Here is an 18,940-nt window from a genome sequence, read left to right as displayed (position 1 = left end):
ATTAAAAAAGTTAATTCCAGCCGAACAGCATTTTTAATTTAATAGTTACTTTTAAGTGGCCCACGTTTTCGAGTCCACTTAAAAGAACTAAAGCCTTGGGTGGTTGGAAAAATCAATTTCCTACAGGCTTATTATATACTATTTTTCCTTTAGGGAAACCCTTCATTAATAATTCGATTTGCTTAATACTTAAGTGCCATTCAGAAGTATTCAATCTTAACTTATCCCAATAATTACCATTTAATCCATACAGTTGCTTTTCTGCAGAGAGCAACATCACACTATCCTGAAACTGCATTGAGAGCCGTTCTAAAGGCTTTACTTTGGCTAACGTATACCAATGTTGTGATGAAGAGCTCTCCACGTCTAATAGTATGCGATGCTTTTCACATAACTCAAGAGCAGTTCTTCTCAAACTTTTATTATCCAAATGAGTAATTATTTTAATAATAGAAGTATTATTTGCGATTGAATCCTGCCAGCCATCAGCAACTGGGCCGCTAACTGCAAGTTGAGTAGAATTACATGCTATCATCATAAATAACATCGTGGTGATGAGCGGTAATAAATAAAGGATATGTTTTCTCATTTGATTATTCCCTCTACTTTTTGCCAATATTAAAACCACCAAAATTATAGGTAATACCTACAAACCATTTAGTGCTAAATTTATCAGTATAAGGTATTTCGGCCTCATCTCCGGCAAATGTATCACCTGCATTGTAACCATTAGTTAATTTCTTTGCTTTACCTAAAACAGCTCCGCCTGAAATTACCCAACGAGATTCGCTTCCCAATAAAATACTGCCACCACCCAATAAACGCAGATTAGCAGTTGCATCGGTCAATAATCCTGTTGTTAATCCAAAATTTACTCGTCCTCCAGTTCGGGAATATAAATGAGACAGAATCCCAAAGCCCAGGTTGTAATTACCGTTATCCTTCGCTGTAATTATTCCTCCGCCCTGACCATCTGATTTCAGGTAATAGTCTTCATCCACTAATCCGTTAATGAATATACCAGTACTAAAGTCAATTTTTACTCCACCCTGAACCAGGTAATCAAATTGCAACGGGGCTATAGCAGGATTTTTATGGTTATTAAATGTAATGGAGATCACATCTTTATTTTGTATTTGTACCGGAACAGCAACTAATACCTTAAATGAAATCAGTCTTTGATAAGCAACTACAACGCCTGCAACTAAATCTTTGACTACAGATTTATTACGTTCAGAATCTTTCAACTTTTCCTGAATCTGATCTACTGTCACTTTCTCAACCCCTAACTCTCCTTTGATTTTTATTGATGTTGTTGCCACGTATGATTCAAGTGCATCGATGCTCATTAATTGCGCTTTACCATAAGCCTCATCCAGTTCTAACTTAACTTTTTTAAGTTTGGCTGAGTCTAAGGATTGATCAAGCCCCTTTCCAGGTTCTTCTCCCTCTTTTTCTTCGAGTTTAGCATTTTTCGCAATCAAACCTTTGAAAGCGGCAGCATCTTCTGTATTTCGATCAGAAAACGAAACTGCTGCAATAATACTATCAGTATAGGGATTATAATTTTTCACTGAGATTTGAACTATTCTACCTACTATGGGTCTCAACTGCTGAACCTTTTCACCGTTCTTGAAGGTTTCAATTGTCCCGTTTTTATAATCATAAATGATCCGGTACCCTTTTTCAACATCTGTACTGTTCTTGATTGGAGGATTCTTTTTTGTTTGAGCGTAAACTTGAAAACTGAGCAGCATAAAAAGAATGGGTAGAAGAGATTTCATGTAATTTTTGCTAATTAAAATTTCCTATAACTGTATACAATTTACTATGGGTTAAAAATAATTATATTCCTGAAGGAGACAATACTCATATTTAGGTAAAATGAAATTTTCTTAATTGCAATCTGTTAATCCATTATTTTAACCAGCATATTGATTTTGCTATCCCAACTGATGAGATTCAATACAACACCAAATTTTTGTTATGACTTTATTGATTAGATCAACAATATTACTGAGCTTCTTATTCTCTGACACCTGCACCTATGCTCAAATTAGTGACACACCGTCAAATGCATATTATAGACAAAAAAGCATCGCCATAATTAGAGAAATGGCCATAAATTTATACACCCCAAACGGTTGGGTTAATGACAAGGAACATCTGTTTTCAAAAGAAGAAGAAAAAAACTTGATAGTATAATTACTGCATTCGAAAAAGAAACGACCATTGAAATTGCCATTGTCACAATCGATTCACTACATGCCTCAAAAGAAAAGTTTGATGATTTTACATTAAGGATTGCTAATAAGTGGGGGGTAGGAAAACAGGATAAAAATAATGGTATCTTAATAGGACTCTACGTAAAGGAATGTCATACATCGTTTCAGATGATCTCAGTTCACATCGTTCATTATCGGCAAATGGTGTTAAGCTGCTTATAATTGATGGTGAATTCTTAAGACTGATGAATGAATAATGGTATGCAAAGAGTACCAAAGTAAAGCCCCCTAAGTCTACCATGCACTCAAGCTTATCTATAATGCTCAAAAAAACTTTGCGTCATAGCGCCTTAGCGGTTTTCACCCTTTATTATATTTATTCCTGTATTCAACCGGAGCTAATCCAGTTAACTTCTTAAAAATGGTTCTGAATGCTTTTACATCGCTATAACCAACATCAAACATAACTTCATTAATGTTTTTGCGGCTATTTTCGAAGCTGCGTTTTGCCGCCTCCACTTTTACCCGTTGCTGATATTCAACCGGCCGGTTTCCGGTGGCCTTTATAAATCGACGATCAAAGTTGCGTCTACTGATTGCAAAATCATTCGCCAAGTTTTCAAAAGATATTTTATCCTTGAAATTACTTTCAATCACAGATTGTGCTTTTATCACTATTTCATCATTATGATCTTTTTGCCCGGTAAAAATAGAGAATGCCGATTGGCTATCTCTGTCAATATCGATCTGAAATAGCTTTGAACAATAAATAGCCGTTTCACAGTCATAATACTTTTCAACTAAATACAAAAGAAGGTTAAGAAATGAAAAAGCGCCTCCGTTAGTGTAAATACCATGTTCGTCGGTTATTAATCCTCCACTTAATAAATTCACTTTAGGAAATTTCTTTCTAAAAACATCTTCAGTGATCCAATGTGTTGAGCATTTTCTGTTATCCAACAAACCTGAGGCAGCCAGCAGAAATGCGCCTGTACAAATGGTAGCTATTTCAGTTCCTTCTTTATACTTTTCTATCAACCAATCAATAATATCCGGGTTAAGCTTAATAGCTTTATCATAATTATGATCTAAGGAAGGAATAACAATTAGATCGACCTTATCCAAATCGACAATATTAACCTGAGTTTTTACAGAGAACAATCCTTCATCAAAGTCAACCTTTTTGGCAGTACCAGCCAACTGAATATTAAAAACCTGCTTATTATGCATCCTTTTATAATAATCATTTGCACGGGAAAATAATTTATGAGATCCGGCAATACTGCTGATATTATTCTGCCCATTGGGAACCAAAATAACTAACTCTTTCATCGACTTTTTTCTTTAAAGATACCATATAAGTTTGTCCAAATCCACCCCTTAAATAGTCTATTTTACACACACCAACTAACCTGTTTTGTTAGATAAATTAGTTCTTCTAAAATTTACTACAATGAAAGAGAATTTTAAAAAGAGCATTAGTGTCGGCAACAGTCCACATGATGTATTTAAGTACCTTACTACCGGTATTAAGGATTGGTGGAGTGATGGACTCTCAGGCAATTCAGAAACAGTAGGAGATGAATACAGGATCTGGTTTAACGGAACAAAGAAAAGAATGCGGGTTACTGATATTATTCCTGACAAAAAAGTGGTTTGGTTATGTTTAGAAGCATACATTGACCATGATCTTCCTGCAAGAAATGAATGGGAAGGCACAAAAATGATTTGGGATATTGACTCCGATGGCTCAACTACCACCTTAACTCTCACTCATGAGGGTTTAACACCAGACTTTTATTGCTATGAGGTATGCAGTGCAGGATGGAACCATTTTTTAGATAGCTTGTATCAGCTTTTAACAACAGGTGTTGGAAAACCACATATTAATAAAGTACAACAGGAAGCTAGTTAAAAAAGCAAGTTGACCTGAAAATGCCTGCATATCTGCAGGCATTTTTTACGCATTTACCCCCTTTATCTGTCGCTATATCACTCACATTAAAGAGAACTGTCGTTTAAATTTGTATAAAGATGGTTATACTCAAAACGATTAGTTATGGAAAAGTTAAAAATCGATAATGACATTAAGGTGTTTTATGTAACTGCTGATTCATTTCCGGATGGTATTTTACCAGCACATCAAAAACTTCATAAGATGATTCCGTATAGTACAGACCGAAAATATTTCGGAATCTCCCGGCCAGAAAATGGCTCAGGCATCGTGTACCGTGCTGCAGCTGAAGAAATGACTCCCGGCGAGGCTGAAAAGTTAAACCTGGAATCACTGGTCTTAAAAAAAGGCAATTACATCAGTGAAACACTAAGAGACTATGCGAAAGACATTTCAAGTATTAGTCGCACTTTTAATGAATTACTATCACAACCGGGTTTAGATCCGCAAGGCTATTGCGTTGAATGGTATATTAATAATACCGATATGAAATGTATGATAAGACTAGAAGAATAATAGAATCACGCAAAGACGCAAAGGATTATTTAATACTGTTGGCGTCTTTGCGTGAGCTTTTTCTTCTTATGCAAGTACTTCGATCTTCTTAAATTTCTTCGTACTCGAAAACTCTAACACGCCTTGTTCATCGATTGCAAAACGTTTTATTTCGACACCGTCTACCTCAATGTGTCTTACCTTAAATGGTAAGCCGTAAATAGTATGCTGGTATTTCTCGTAACGTGGAGTATACAAACCTTCCATCTTTTGCTCCATTGTAAAACTGCCGTTGCTGCCTTTCACCCTAAAAGTTTTCTCAAGGTATATATCCTGCTTATAGGCAAAAGTATCACCATGATCTTCGTATAGTAAGGAGGTTGCTTCCTTATCTGTATACCAAGTTTTCAGGAACATCACTTCCGGTTCAAACTCGCCTACATATTGCATTACCGGAGCCTCGGGTATTACCGATCCTGCCTTTACAAAAATAGGCATACTATCAAGTGGAGAACTAATTACAAACTCCTTCCCACCCTTATATTTTTGCTGTGTCCAGTAATTATACCACGTACCATTTGGCAAATACACTTTGCGATTAACCGCTCCTGCTTCTAATATCGGACATACCAATATCTTTTCACCAAACGTAAATTCATCTTCACGGTAATGATTAATGTGAATCTCTGGCTCTAACATTACTACTGGACGCACAACTGGCAAATGGTATTTATGGTGTTGCCAAAATGCCGAATACAGATAGGGCAGTAACTTATAGCGTAACTCAATAAATTTACGACAGATGGTTTCATAAGGTTCCCCGAATGACCATGGTTCGCGCTCCCGTGTATCTCCTGCGGAGTGGGCACGCATGAGCGGAGTGAATACCCCCAATTGAATCCAACGGGTAAATAACTCACCATCAGGCTCGCCGGTAAAACCGCCAATATCGGTTCCGCAGAATGAAATACCAGAGATACTCAAACGCTGACACATAATGTTAGCCAACTTCAAATGTTCCCATGAAGCAACGTTATCGCCTGTCCACACAGAAGAATAACGCTGTACGCCAGAATAACCTGCACGTGTTATGGTAAACGGACGCTTATTCTTTTGGAGTTTACTTAAACCTTCATAAGTAGCTCTCACCATTTGCATTCCGTATACATTATGCGCCTTCCGATGCGATCCTCTATGGTGATCAAAATTATGGCGAACATCATCAGGGAATGATCCTGAACCAAAAACTGCAGGCTCATTCATATCATTCCACACACCATCTACACCCGTTTCTACAAGTTCTTTAAATAGCCCCCCCCACCAGGTACGTACCTTTGGGTTGGTAAAATCAGGAAATTGGCATCTTCCCGGCCAAACATTTCCTTCCATAAAATAATCATCGCACCTTCTGCAGAAATAATTATTGGCTTTTCCTTCTTTGAATACCCAATAATTATCGTCGACTTTAATACCCGGATCTATGATAACCACTGTTTTAAACCCGATATCCTGTAGGCCATCCAACATTTGTTTGGGATTAGGAAAATAGGTATTATTCCAGGTAAAGCACCGGTAACCATTCATATAGTCAATATCCAGGTAAATTGCATCACAAGGAATTTTCTTTTCTCTGAATGTTCGGGCAATACTTTTAACTTTTTGGTCGGGATAATAACTCCACCTGCACTGATGGAACCCCAATGCCCACATTGGGGGCATTGCATGGGTTCCGGTAAGATGTGAATATCGTTTTACTACATCAATCATTTGCGGACCATGGATATAGTAATAGTTCAGCTCACCTCCATCCGACCAAAAACTGGTTCGATCCTTACGTTCTACCGCAAAATCATAATGTGTTTTAAAAGTATTATCCGAGAAAATACCATAACTACGACCTTCGTTAAGACCTATATAAAAAGGAATACTCCTATATAAAGGATCTTGGTTTTTAGCAAATGCATAGGTATCCGTATTCCAAAGAACGAGACGCTTACCCCGAAGATTAAATTCCGTTGGCTTATCCCCCATCGCATAAAAGTCTTCCGTATCCGTACAAACTTTACTGCAATAAACATAATAACCACCAAATTGTACATTTTCTTCGTAATGCATTGGTCTGGCATCTTCATTCATCACCCGTCCTTTTTCATCCAGAAATGAAATCAAGAAAGTTTCTTTGGCGATGGAACAAGTTACCTTCGGAGTAGAGATCAGGTATTCATGAGGAGTTTCTTTTATCACAACTGAAGTGATCTCATGCGCAAACTCTTGTAACGCGTAAGAAAAATCGGCAAGAAAAGTTCCCTGAGGAGCCATTCGCACACGAATAATTTCATCACTAATTACTGAAATCTGAACTTTTGAAGAACCGTCGGAGAATACAAAACGGTTGCCATCGGTTACATAATTTTTAACCGATTTGAGGTATTGCTTGGTAACAGGGCCTACTGTTACTATTGGATTATTGAGGAATTTTTCCTCCTCTATATGATCGTTTTGGTCTGAAACTTTCAACTCCGGATCAATCATGTTGCTTAAGTCAGTGTAGTTATCCATAATCAGCCGGTTTAGTAATCACTTATTTTCTGTTCAACAAATTCCTGTCCAGAAAAATGATATTTAGTGTAAATATAACACTTTGATCACTTAAACAACTTGCCGATAAAAAATTACAGTCATCTTAAGATAACAAAATGATCGGAAACCAGGTATGGTTAGGCGAAGTTTTCCAATGAATAAAGATCTTCTAAACTCATGACTCCTAATGAAGGAACAACCATGTGCGCATTTTTCAACATAATATCGGAGCCAATTCCAATGGAGCGCATACCTGCATTATGTGCCGCTTGAATGCCAGAAATAGCATCTTCAAATACGATACAATTTTCGGGATCAACATTCAATTCTCTTGCCGAACGCAAAAAAATATCCGGATTTGGTTTACTTCTGTTTACTGTATTTCCATCAACTAATGCATCGTAAACGGTATCGAGTTTTACTCTCCTTAAAATAATTCCTGCGTTTTTACTAGCGGAGGCTATCGCTACTTTTAAACCCGACTCTCTTGCAGCTTGAATAAATTCGGCTGCACCGGGTAAAATTTCATGTTCGTCCATTTTTTGAACATACTCCAAATACCAGTTATTCTTTTTCTCAGCCAAATCATATAACTGATCTGCCGACACAGAAACACCGCCAATGCTGAGGATTATTCGCAAACATTCCATACGACTAACACCTCTTAATTGTTCGTTATCAGCTTCGGTAATGTCAAAACCTAACTCATTGGTTAAACGTTTCCACGCCAGGTAATGGTAGTTGGAGGTATTCACAATAACCCCGTCAAGGTCAAAAATGCAGGCTTTGATGGGTGCCATAATATTTAGGGATTGGTTTGGTTTTCAATATCGGCAACAATTAGTTAAATAACAATAACTAATTTCATTTAAATGAATCTTTTGAATGCATTAAAACAAAACAGGTTATCTCTTTGGAGAGATAACCTGTTTGTTTTATCAATTAATATGATTCTTTACTTGTTCTTATAGATTATATCCCAATGAGATATAGCCCATTGCACCAACTGTTGGGTTACCCCATGATTGGATGTATGATTTATTAAGAAGGTTTGAAGCACCGACTTTTACTGTTGTTTTAGCTTTAGGGAAAGCTTTGCTAATTTGAGCATCTAAAGTTCCGTAAGATGGAATGTAGCTACCATTTGCAGCTTGTAAGTTAACACCTACAAAAGTTGATTGCCAGATAAAGTCATCTTGCCATCTGTAAGTAATGTTAAAGCCAAAGTTTGACTTAGCAATATTACGGTTGCCTACATATATATTATAACGGAATTCAGGAGTATTGTATTCAGCATACATTCCGCCTAAATCTGATTCGTTGGTAAGTTTATTGTAAGAAACGTTTCCGCCAATAACAAAGTTAGAAGGTAATGAATAATCAAGCCCTAAAGCCCAGCCCCAAGTTTTAATGGTTTTATCATTATTAACTGGGAATGAGAATACATTCTGTTGAGTTGGGCTTACAGGTTGAATTACCACCTGAGTTCCGATGAAGTTTTTGTAATCGCTCTTATAAACATAAGCATCAACCAATAACTTTCTATTAATTAACGCTTTATACCCAATTTCGTATGAAATTACTTTTTCAGGATTAAAGTCTTTGAATTGATATTGTTGAGGAGTACCTGCCTGAACAGACTCTAAAGAGTAAACCGTACCAGTATTTAAACCATAACGCTCGCGCAAGAATGGCAAACCACCAATTAAGTGAGCTTGTGGAGTATTTAGATCGATATATTGGTTTTGAGTAGTTGGAATACGGAATCCAGTTTGGTATGAAGCTCTGATGTTATGATCTTTAGCTACAGTTAATACTGCTGATAAGCGTGGAGAAAACTGACCTTTAAAGTTCATATTTTTATCATAACGCAATGAACCAGAAAGTTTCAACTTGTCATCCAGTACTTTCTTTCCTAATTGAATATATGCACCCCATTCTTTAATGTTAAATTCATTACCACTATCGTCTAATGCGAACAACGTTTTCTCCGAGTTAAGGTCATAAACTCGGTAGTTTGCACCAACCAACATCTCCATGAATGTAATTTCTTTCATGAAATTGTACATTCCTTCGAGTTGATATAAATTGGTTTTATCAGCAAAACGAGCTCCAACACCACTTGCATCTCCAGGAATCGCTTTCTCACGAATAGTATTTGCTGCTGCTTCATAAGCATCAGTACCGGGCATCAAACGATTTCTATCTGCATAACCACGAGCAAGAGTATTAAAATTACCCGAATTATTTTTAGCGGCCTGACTTGCAGCTTGGTAAGCTGCTTCAGGAGTTTGACCACTCGCCATCGCTTGTTGGAAAACACCAGCAAAAGTTGTAAATGCACCAGGTACTGCTGGACTTCCTCCTTGTGCTGGAATACCGCCCGCATAAATGCCAAAATATTCTGGGAACCATTGTTGGCGACTTGGGCTATAGGCTTCGTTAATACCTTGCCCAAGAGTACCTGAGGCATAACTATCACCTGCACGTTCCTGGGTTGTATAAGCACGTACATAGAAATTACTTCCTTTTACTTCTGCTTTATACTGGCCCATTTTAAAGTTTTTGATTGAATAACGATCCGCTCCAGTATATACAGTTGTTCCTGTACCGTAACTACCTTGAAGGAATGCTTCAACATTATCATTAATTCGATAATGCAACGCAGCATTAAACTTCATGTTTTTAGTATCATAATCAGTTAGATCTCTTTCCATATATCCGGTTCTTGAGACATTTGTTTTGTCTCTCGACGGCATGAAACCATTATAGATCATTTCTGGAGTTAATGTACCACCTGTTGCAGTTGAAAGTTGTTGTACTCCCATTCCTAATGGGTTATTAGGAGTTAAAGCTGCTGGTTTTAATGCATCATACATATTTGTGAATATTTCATCACCATAAGTGTTTACACCATTATAACCAGGGTTAGAAGCTCTGTTTCCACTGTTTAGATCAAATCCGTTAAACATACTTTGATCACGAAAATCATTGGCCTGCCAGTCATCAGCTCCTAACATGGCAAAATTCAATTTAAAAGCGAATTTATTGTTAAAAGCATGGGCAAAACGTAATGCAACGTCGTAGTATGGAGTATTGGTTTTAGATCTGCTTGATTCGCTTTGCATTCCACCTTTTACCAAAGCGCTAAAACCTTGATAATTAAATGGATTTTTGCTGTTCAATAATACGATACCATTAATTGCGTTTGGACCATACAGAGCTGAAGCTGCTCCTGGAATTAATTCCGCATTTTCAAGATCAAGTTCTGTGATACCAACGATGTTACCTACTGAAAAGTTTAAGCCAGGTGCCTGATTATCCATACCATCAATCATTTGCACCATTCTTGTATTGCCATTAGCATTAAAACCACGAGTATTAACCGATTTAAAGGTTAAACTCTGGGTGCTCATTTCAACACCTTTCAGGTTTGCTAATGCATCATAAAACGAGGGTGCTGGAGCCGATTTGATGGCTTGTAAGCCCATCTTTTCAATCGAAACCGGCGATTCTAATATTTTTTCCTCCACGCGTGATGCAGCAACTACCACTTCCTGTCCTAATACAGCATCTGGTTCTAATTCAATATCAATTTTGCCAGGTGCACTTACGGTAACTTCCTGTGTTTTATAACTCAGGTACGTAACCACTAATACGAAGGGTGTTGGAGTGTTTGTTTTAAGTGTGAATTCACCTTTTCCGTCGGTAGCCGTTCCACTGTTTTTTCCTTTAATCATAAGCGTCACCGCGGGAAGTGTTTCCTTGGTGGCCTTGTCTCTCACGGTACCCGTTACTGTTACAGCCGACTGTGCAAACGCTACAATCTGGAATAACAATAGCAAGCCCGTCACCATCAAAATTCTTTTGTAGTTCTGTTTCATAAATAATAAATAGGTTTCAAATTGGTCTTAGGGTTCTAAGATATTAAAAAAAGGAATAATGCAAATTTTTTTTATGCTTGCAGAAGAATTTAGTTATCAACATCTGCACATTTTTAATATAGTGTTTTGATAAACAAAAAATGTTCATAATATTATTTCTTCAACCAATTATTTAACCGAATAATGAAAATAGCAAAAGCAGTAATTATGCTGGGCGTTTCGGGTGCACTGTTCTATATAATGAATAACAAAACAGGTCCGGTGCCCCCATTAGGTAGTTTTTTAAGCCCCTATACAGGGTTTTGGCAAAACGCAGAAAAAAAGTCAATGCCCAATGAACAGAACCTTTCTTTACCTGGAGTAAAAGAAGAAGTAAAGATCATGTACGACGAAAATAGGATCCCTCATATTTTCGCTAAAAATGATTATGATGCCTACTTTGCTCAAGGATATGTTACCGCCAAAGACCGTTTATGGCAAATGGATTTTCAAACCCGTTTTGCGGGAGGAAGAATTTCAGAGGTAGTTGGAGAAAAGGCGATTGAATTGGACCGGTATAAAAGAAGAACAGGAATGATGTATGGGGCTGAACAATCCCTAAAAGGAATGATGGAAAACCCTAAGAGTCGGATGGTAGTTGAAGCTTATACAGCAGGTATCAATGCCTATATTACTTCTCTTTCTCCAAAAGATTACCCGATCGAATTCAAGATTTTAGATTATAAACCGGAAGATTGGACACCGCTGAAATGTGCTTTGTTATTGAAACAAATGACTTCAACATTAGCCGGAGGCTCTGATGATTTCTATTTAACAAACATCCTGAAGCAATATGGGCCCGATATAGTAAAAGACTTGTTCAGGGATTATCCATTCCGTGAAGATCCAATTATTCCTGTAGGTACAAAATGGGAGTTTAATGCACTAAAAGTACCTACCCCCTCACAAAGCTTTTTAGCGTTGATGACAGATTCAATTCGTCCTCAGGAAAAAATTGAAGGAATTGGCAGCAACAACTGGGCTGTTTCAGGTAGTAAAACTGCAACAGGCATGCCTATTCTCGCTAATGACCCTCACCTTGATCTTACATTACCTTCAATTTGGTACCAAATCCAGATCGTTACTCCTACTGTAAATGTGTATGGTGTTTCATTACCAGGATCTCCGCATGTAATAATTGGATTTAACAAAGATGTTAGCTGGGGTGTTACCAATGTGGATGCAGATGTACTAGATTGGTACCAGGTAAAATTCAAAGACAATAAGAAAGAAGAATACTGGTTCAACAATAAATGGAATAAGGTTACCAAGCGCATTGAAACAATTGGTATAAGAGGTGGAAAAAGCATAATTGACACGGTTCTTTATACTCATCAAGGACCGGTAACTTACATTGCACCACAAAAACCTTTTAATGATAACATTCCGGTTGGAACGGCAATGCGTTGGATTGCTCATGATAAATCAGATGAGCTTTCGACTTTCTATAAACTAAATCGTGCTAAAAATTATACTGATTACCGTGAGGCTTTGAAATTATACACAGCCCCGGCTCAGAATTTCGTATTCGCAGATAATGAAAACGATATTGCGATAACTCCAAATGGAAAGTATCCATTAAAATGGAAAGATCAGGGCAAATTTGTACTTGATGGTTCTGACCCACAAAATGATTGGCAAGGATGGATCCCTGCTGAACAAAACCCGACTGTTAAAAATCCAACCAGAGGATTTGTGAGCTCAGCTAATCAATCCAGCACTGATCCTACTTATCCGTATTATCTCAACTGGGAGTTTGCTCCTTATGAAAGAGGTACCCGAATTAATCAACGTTTGGCAAAAATGAACAATATCACCATTGATTCGCTCCGTAATTTACAGAATGATAATTACAGCGTTCATGCCGAAAACGTCCGAACAACAATGTTATCATTATTGGATCAAAGTCAGCTATCTAAAAAAGAAGAGATTGAAAGTTACACGTTGGTAAATAACTGGAACAACTATTACAATGCAAATGAAATAGCCGCTACCGTATTTGAATTATGGTACAATGAGCTGCGAGATGCAATTTGGGCCGATGAATTTACCGGAAAGGGAGGTGTGATGCGTTACCCTTCACGAGATAGGACTGTTCAAATAATATTAAATGAACAAAACGCTCGTTGGGTTGATAATATCAATACGCCTAAAAAAGAAACGCTGACAGATCTGATAACTGAAAGCTATAAAAAAGCAATTGATAGTCTTACCAAAAAATACGGTACAATGGGAGATAATTGGCAATGGGGAAAAGTAAAAAACACCTATGTACCACATTTGGCAAAAATTCCTGGTTTTAACAGCAAACGTTTATTTAATGGAGGCAGTAAGGCTTCTGTAAATGCATTGAGTGAACATAACGGTCCATCATGGAGAATGGTTGTTCAATTAGGCAAAAATGTTAAAGCTTTTGGAGTTTATCCTGGTGGACAATCCGGTAATCCCGGAAGCTGGTATTATGACAATATGATTGATACCTGGTCTGATGGAAAACTTAACGAATTGGTTTATTTGTTGAATCCTACAGATAAGGATAAAAGAATATTATCTACATTAACAATTAAAAAATAAAATTAAATTTTATGATATTTTTCTTAATATTAATAATCTGTGCTATTTTGCAATTCTTCTTGCCTTGGTGGATAATTATGGTGGCGCCATTTATTATTGCTATTTGGAAAGGAGAGCGAGCCGGAAAAAGTTTTTTAGCTGGTTTTGCGGCAGTGTTCATTACTTGGTTATGCTATAGTTTATTTATTCACTTTAGCACCGGAGGAATTTTAACTGGAAAAGTAGCCGAAATGCTAACAGTAAAATCACCAATGGTTCTAATCCTGGTTACCTCCATCGTAGGTGGATTAGCTGCTGGAACTGCTGCCTTAACAGGTTACTTCTGTAAAGTTGCTTTAAAAACAGATAAAAAGTAATGAGGAACCGAACAATATTGTTCGGCATTAATTTGCAACCCTAATCGTTTATATACCATCAGCCTCCTTGTTTATCTTGGGGGCTGAATTTTTTTAAAGATTTGGGTTCATTACCTTTGTTGCGTGAACAAACCCGCATACTCCGATATTTTTTCAATTAATAACACAGAGGCATTTGACAAGTTAAGTCTCTCTGTTTTTGCTTACCAAGCAGAAACTAATCCTGTTTACAAGGAATATTTACAGCACCTTAAGATTGTTCCTAATTCTATTAAACGTTATTCAGATATACCCTTTTTGCCAATTAGTTTCTTTAAAACGCATGAAGTTATTACGGAAATTCAGCAAGCAGAAATAGTTTTTAGTAGTTCTGGAACAACAGGAATGATCCAAAGCAGGCATCTCGTAAGTGACGTTTCAGTTTATACAGAAAGTTTTACCAAGGCATTTGAATGCTTTTATGGCCAACCGTCTGACTATTGTTTTCTTGCTTTACTTCCCTCCTACCTGGAGCGTGAAGGATCATCATTGATCTTAATGATTGAGGACCTGATTAAATTATCGGGCCATGAAAAAAGCGGCTTTTTCCTCCATAATCATGAAGATCTTTATCAGGCAATTTTGGAACAGGAGAACAATGGACAGAAAACCATATTAATAGGCGTTACCTATGCCCTGCTTGATTTTATTGAGAAATACCCAATGAAGTTAAAGCACACTATTGTAATGGAAACAGGTGGTATGAAGGGCAAACGTAAAGAAATGGTGCGGGAAGAATTACACGATATATTACAACAAGGATTTGGGGTTAGTGAGATCCATTCGGAATATGGTATGACTGAATTGCTTTCACAAGGCTATTCCGATGGCAAAGGTATTTTTCGCTGCCCACCATGGATGAAAGTATTAACACGTGATACGAATGATCCACTTACATTAACTTCTCAAACCCAAACTGGCGGTGTAAACATTATTGACCTTTCTAATATTAACTCTTGCTCATTTATTGCAACTCAAGATCTGGGGAAGGTTTATCAGGATGGCTCTTTTGAGATATTAGGCCGTTTTGATAATAGCGATATCAGGGGATGTAATTTATTGGTACAATAATAAATTAACCACAATTAACAAAAAGCCTTTTAGCTTCTGTGGCTAAAAGGCTTTTTTATTTTGCTTTTGCAAGCAATACTTTGGAATATTAATTATTTAACACTCCATTCTTTCTAAAACCTATAATTTCAAATTGCTTGCTTTCATAATTACTTTCATGAGGGTTTGCAATTTCTGCCAATGTCATAGGTTGAAGTATTTGTTTATCAAATCCTAAATGATCATTCAAGCGTTGCGCTTTTTTTACTCCTAGCTTGCCAAACTCATACTTTGCAATTAATCTTCCTTTACGTGTTAAGGCGCTATCAATTAATGTTAAAGAGCTGTTAAAAGTACAAATCAGTTGGGTGTTCAAAATATCAGATAATAGTCCATCAGAAATATTCAATAAGTTTGAAACTGAAGAACTATTGTTTGATCTTCTGTCCATAATTACATTTTCGGCATCTTCAATAATTAAAACGCTGTTAGGATTATCAATTAATAATTGAATTAAGTCCGGATTCATTAAGTTTTCTGCTATATTGGGAGATAAGAAAAGTACCCTTTTTTTTATTTTACCAATTAGGTAACGTAAATAAGTTGTTTTACCTGTTCCTGGTAAACCATGTAACAATACAACTCCTTTATCATTATTTTTATTCAACCGCTTCCTGATAATTTCATCCACCTCTTTAAAATCATCTTCATAATATAAATCAAGGTTTAGTTTTGTACGCTTTATTTCCATTGATTTTAAATCAAATGATGAGCCGTCTTTCACAATTAAATTTATCTCAAGAGGTTGTTTACGTTGTCTTTCTTTGTATTGAACAACGAACTGAACCAATTCTGCTAAAAACTCTGAATCAGCTCCATCGTGATATATTTCGCAATAGTAATCGTCTAACTCAAGGATAACCTGATTAGTTAATACCAGAAGAGTTTTATCAAATGCAAACCTTCTTTTTGTTTTTTCGTAATACCGATATACATATTCATTGGCTATAAAAGTTGCATATTTCTCTTTTAATTCTGGAAACAACTTTTCTCCATCAATATGATTTATAAAATGGCGACTTGGTAATGCATTAAAACAATGTATATATAAATTACCTGCGTCAATAAAGTTATTGCTAAATATGTTATTTATAGTGAGTGTCTTCTGTGTAAAGAAATTTTCCATATTGTTTTTTGTAGGATGTACTCCCATTAATTGTAAAAATAACCTGCCATTCCTATTTTCTGTTCAGAAAACTAGAATGCAACAAATTTTGAAGCGAGCATTTGCAACACTTCTAATAAAAAACTGCGTACTTATTTTGCCTTTATAAAGGACTAAACGGAAGTAGATGGAAAGTAATAGAAAAACATTTTTTCACTTAAAAAAATCGGGTTCTTTTAATTAGCCTAACAGTATTTACGATCATTTAACCGGGCGCTTATTTGTGCATAAGATAAAAATTTGGAGTGATAAAGAAAAATTTATCTCTGCAGCTTATGAAATAAAAAAGCGAACTAATCATCACTAGTTCGCTTTCTTTTAATTTTTTAAATTTTAAACATTAACTATTTCTTCGAGCATTGACATGAATTCTTCTTCCAATGCCTGCCCTTTATTTTTAGCATACCATAAATGAATTTCAAGAGCCATTTCTTCTTTGCCTAAACCTAATTCATTTTTCATTTGCAAAACTCTTTCTTGTAATATAGCCGGACGTGGACCCCAAGTTCCAACCACCTCAAAAGTTTCAGCATCAATACGAATAAGTTTAGGAATACTTCTTCCACCGTTTGTTAAATACTGATCCATAAGATCAAGGTGCTGATCCCGAAGTATCACTCTTAATTGAATTGCCGGATTTAACTCAGCAATCTTACTAATCACTGGAATATTCTGAGCTGCATCTCCACACCACCCTTCTGTAAGTATCAACCAATATTCTTTACGTTGATAGCTCTTAACTGTTTCAGTTAATCGAGATGAAGGAGTGTATGTTTTATCCCATCGATTCATACGCTGAACATTCATACGCGCATACTCCAGCAAATCCGGTGAATTATCCTCTCCGGTTGTCAAATTTTGCTTAAGAAGATCTTCAATTAATTTTCTATACGAAATGTAAGTTATTGATTGAGCTAATTCAGATTTTAAGAATTCTTGGATTATCATTGTTAAGCATTTAGATTGCGCAGCAAAGATCACCTTAATACCCTAAAAGAAAAATGCGCAAAATCATGTTTGCGCATTTTTACATAATAGTGACACGTTAAAATCTATGCTTGAGCGGTCGGTCCTCCAAAGTTCATTGGTAACGCTGGTTGTCCTTCATGTGTTCTGATTTTCCCGTTTACCTGCTCATATTTGTGAATATTATCATCTAAAGCCAATAATAAACGTTTTGCATGTTCTGGAGTAAGAACAATACGTGATTTCACTTTTGCTTTTGGAACTCCCGGCATAATACGAACAAAATCAAGCACAAATTCGGTTGATGAATGCGTTATGATCGCCAAATTAGAGTAAATACCTTCTGCAATTTCTTCTGACAATTCAATATTTAATTGATTTTCGTTGTTCTCTTCCATTGTAGTAAACTTTAATGATCAAATATAGCATAAGCACGTTTAAAAGAAGGTAACAGAATGATTATTTCAGTAGAACCTCTGTTGCCCCAAAACCAAACTTTTCTTTTTTAGCATCAAGGAAAGTTCGAACATGAGTATGTTTACTCAGTACTTTATAAAGCTCATGTTTTAAAGTTCCATTACCTACTCCATGAATAAACACTATAGAAGGTAAATGATGCACAATTGCCGCATCTAAAGAACGATGAAATTGCTCCAATTGAATTTTAATAATTTCAGTATTCGAAAGAAATTGATAATCATCTCTTAATTTTTCGATGTGTAAGTCAACCTCCTTTGCTGGTTTATCAATAACTATTTTTTCATCCGGAGATTTAAAGAAGCTTTCTTTTAATTTATCCGGATCAATAACAACTTCAGCCTCATCAAGTCTGAACAGCCAGGCAGTAGTGCTTAACAAATTCACTTGTTTCTTGCTCATTGAAAAATCCTTGGCTTTTAATTTAAGAGAATTTACCAAAGGCTGTAATGGTTTTAAATCCGCTGAAGTATTAAATAAGGCTTGAAAATGAAAAGTGGGCCAATTATCCAGCTCCGTCATTGATAAAGCATGTATTTTAACTGCTGAATTAGGATCGATAACACCTATAAAATCTCCCCTGAATTTTTTTTGACGTTCAAGTGTGGTACTCAACAGTAACGATAACGAAGTTTCATTTACAACGTGCAAATGAATAACTGCCTTAACACGAGGATCTTCAGTAATTGCTAAATAAACTCCTCTGGTTACAATCGGTCCTTCAGTAATTACAGCTGTCTTTGTTTCCTTATGCTCATTATCATCGTCTAAATGAGTTCCGTGCACAGGTGTAATTTTGGTTACGAGCACAGGGATTTCAAAGTCGTCATCGCCAGTAACTCCAACCATCTGATCGTTAATGATCCGGGTTATATATCCCTCCCGACGTTCATCAACAAATCTTACAAAATCTCCAAGTTTAAATTTCATTATGTGGTATGATTACACTGATTTTATTATGATTACTCCCATTTAAAAATAGATAAAGTAATCCTTATCGTGATTTATTGACCTAAAAACAAACAGGCCACTCATAATGAGCAGCCTGTTGCATATGATTAAACTTTTACTTGCTG

At 36.3% G+C, this 18,940-nt stretch carries 15 protein-coding genes and 1 pseudogene; 6 read left to right on the top strand and 10 right to left on the bottom strand.

Going from position 1 to position 18,940, the window contains the following annotated elements:
- Nucleotides 1–112: 112 nt before the first annotated feature.
- On the bottom strand, nt 113–589 hold the full coding sequence (locus SOLCA_RS02135; RefSeq protein ID WP_014678802.1) for a hypothetical protein: 477 nt from the start codon (nt 587–589) through the stop codon (nt 113–115).
- Between the two features lie 13 nt (nt 590–602).
- Nucleotides 603–1,784 (bottom strand): hypothetical protein, encoded by a 1,182-nt coding sequence (locus SOLCA_RS02130; protein ID WP_014678801.1) that lies wholly within the window; start codon nt 1,782–1,784, stop codon nt 603–605.
- Between the two features lie 408 nt (nt 1,785–2,192).
- Between SOLCA_RS02130 and SOLCA_RS23880 the strand changes: the two are divergent.
- Nucleotides 2,193–2,447 (top strand): annotated as a pseudogene (locus tag SOLCA_RS23880) (TPM domain-containing protein); the annotation flags it as partial.
- A gap of 138 nt (nt 2,448–2,585) precedes the next feature.
- Here the strand turns inward: SOLCA_RS23880 and SOLCA_RS02125 are convergent.
- Nucleotides 2,586–3,557 (bottom strand): GlxA family transcriptional regulator, encoded by a 972-nt coding sequence (locus tag SOLCA_RS02125; RefSeq protein ID WP_014678800.1) that lies wholly within the window; start codon nt 3,555–3,557, stop codon nt 2,586–2,588.
- Nucleotides 3,558–3,678: 121 nt separating this feature from the next.
- Here SOLCA_RS02125 and SOLCA_RS02120 point away from each other — a divergent pair, with 121 nt between their 5' ends.
- Nucleotides 3,679–4,140, top strand: a complete 462-nt coding sequence (locus tag SOLCA_RS02120) for an SRPBCC family protein (protein ID WP_014678799.1) — start codon at nt 3,679–3,681, stop codon at nt 4,138–4,140.
- A gap of 144 nt (nt 4,141–4,284) precedes the next feature.
- Nucleotides 4,285–4,695, top strand: coding sequence for a hypothetical protein (locus tag SOLCA_RS02115; RefSeq protein ID WP_014678798.1), 411 nt, complete (start codon nt 4,285–4,287; stop codon nt 4,693–4,695).
- A 66-nt stretch (nt 4,696–4,761) separates the two neighbouring features.
- Here SOLCA_RS02115 and SOLCA_RS02110 read toward each other — a convergent pair whose 3' ends face one another.
- The 3 genes from SOLCA_RS02110 to SOLCA_RS02100 form a co-directional block, all read right to left on the bottom strand.
- Nucleotides 4,762–7,233, bottom strand: a complete 2,472-nt coding sequence (locus SOLCA_RS02110; RefSeq protein WP_014678797.1) for a glycoside hydrolase family 31 protein — start codon at nt 7,231–7,233, stop codon at nt 4,762–4,764.
- A gap of 158 nt (nt 7,234–7,391) precedes the next feature.
- Nucleotides 7,392–8,054, bottom strand: a complete 663-nt coding sequence (gene pgmB, locus SOLCA_RS02105; protein WP_014678796.1) for a beta-phosphoglucomutase — start codon at nt 8,052–8,054, stop codon at nt 7,392–7,394.
- 165 nt (nt 8,055–8,219) lie between these two features.
- Nucleotides 8,220–11,138, bottom strand: coding sequence for a TonB-dependent receptor (locus SOLCA_RS02100; RefSeq protein ID WP_014678795.1), 2,919 nt, complete (start codon nt 11,136–11,138; stop codon nt 8,220–8,222).
- A 183-nt stretch (nt 11,139–11,321) separates the two neighbouring features.
- Here SOLCA_RS02100 and SOLCA_RS02095 point away from each other — a divergent pair, with 183 nt between their 5' ends.
- The 3 genes from SOLCA_RS02095 (at nt 11,322) to SOLCA_RS02085 (ending at nt 15,217) form a co-directional block, all read left to right on the top strand.
- Nucleotides 11,322–13,751 carry a penicillin acylase family protein gene (locus tag SOLCA_RS02095; protein WP_014678794.1) on the top strand — a complete coding sequence of 810 codons (2,430 nt, stop codon included), beginning with the start codon at nt 11,322–11,324 and terminating at the stop codon, nt 13,749–13,751.
- A gap of 11 nt (nt 13,752–13,762) precedes the next feature.
- Entirely contained in the window at nt 13,763–14,107 is a 345-nt protein-coding gene (locus SOLCA_RS02090) for a hypothetical protein (protein WP_014678793.1), read from the top strand.
- Between the two features lie 123 nt (nt 14,108–14,230).
- Nucleotides 14,231–15,217 (top strand): LuxE/PaaK family acyltransferase, encoded by a 987-nt coding sequence (locus SOLCA_RS02085; RefSeq protein ID WP_014678792.1) that lies wholly within the window; start codon nt 14,231–14,233, stop codon nt 15,215–15,217.
- Nucleotides 15,218–15,305: 88 nt separating this feature from the next.
- On the opposite strand, the gene SOLCA_RS02080 is transcribed toward SOLCA_RS02085, so the two are convergent.
- From SOLCA_RS02080 to SOLCA_RS02065, 4 genes are all read right to left on the bottom strand, one after another.
- On the bottom strand, nt 15,306–16,409 hold the full coding sequence (locus SOLCA_RS02080; protein ID WP_014678791.1) for an AAA family ATPase: 1,104 nt from the start codon (nt 16,407–16,409) through the stop codon (nt 15,306–15,308).
- A gap of 345 nt (nt 16,410–16,754) precedes the next feature.
- A complete protein-coding gene (locus SOLCA_RS02075; protein ID WP_014678790.1) occupies nt 16,755–17,369 on the bottom strand; it encodes a thioredoxin family protein in 615 nt (204 codons plus the stop codon).
- Nucleotides 17,370–17,473: 104 nt separating this feature from the next.
- The gene (locus tag SOLCA_RS02070) at nt 17,474–17,785 is read right to left on the bottom strand and encodes a DUF3467 domain-containing protein (protein WP_014678789.1); all 312 of its coding nucleotides are present in this window, start codon (nt 17,783–17,785) and stop codon (nt 17,474–17,476) included.
- A 61-nt stretch (nt 17,786–17,846) separates the two neighbouring features.
- Nucleotides 17,847–18,794, bottom strand: coding sequence for a Smr/MutS family protein (locus tag SOLCA_RS02065; protein WP_014678788.1), 948 nt, complete (start codon nt 18,792–18,794; stop codon nt 17,847–17,849).
- Nucleotides 18,795–18,940 lie beyond the last annotated feature (146 nt).

Origin of the sequence: Solitalea canadensis DSM 3403, assembly GCF_000242635.2 — a bacterium.
Classification (GTDB): domain Bacteria; phylum Bacteroidota; class Bacteroidia; order Sphingobacteriales; family Sphingobacteriaceae; genus Solitalea; species Solitalea canadensis.
Note: the sequence above shows the minus strand (reverse complement) of the source record. Positions and strands in the feature narration are given on the sequence as shown.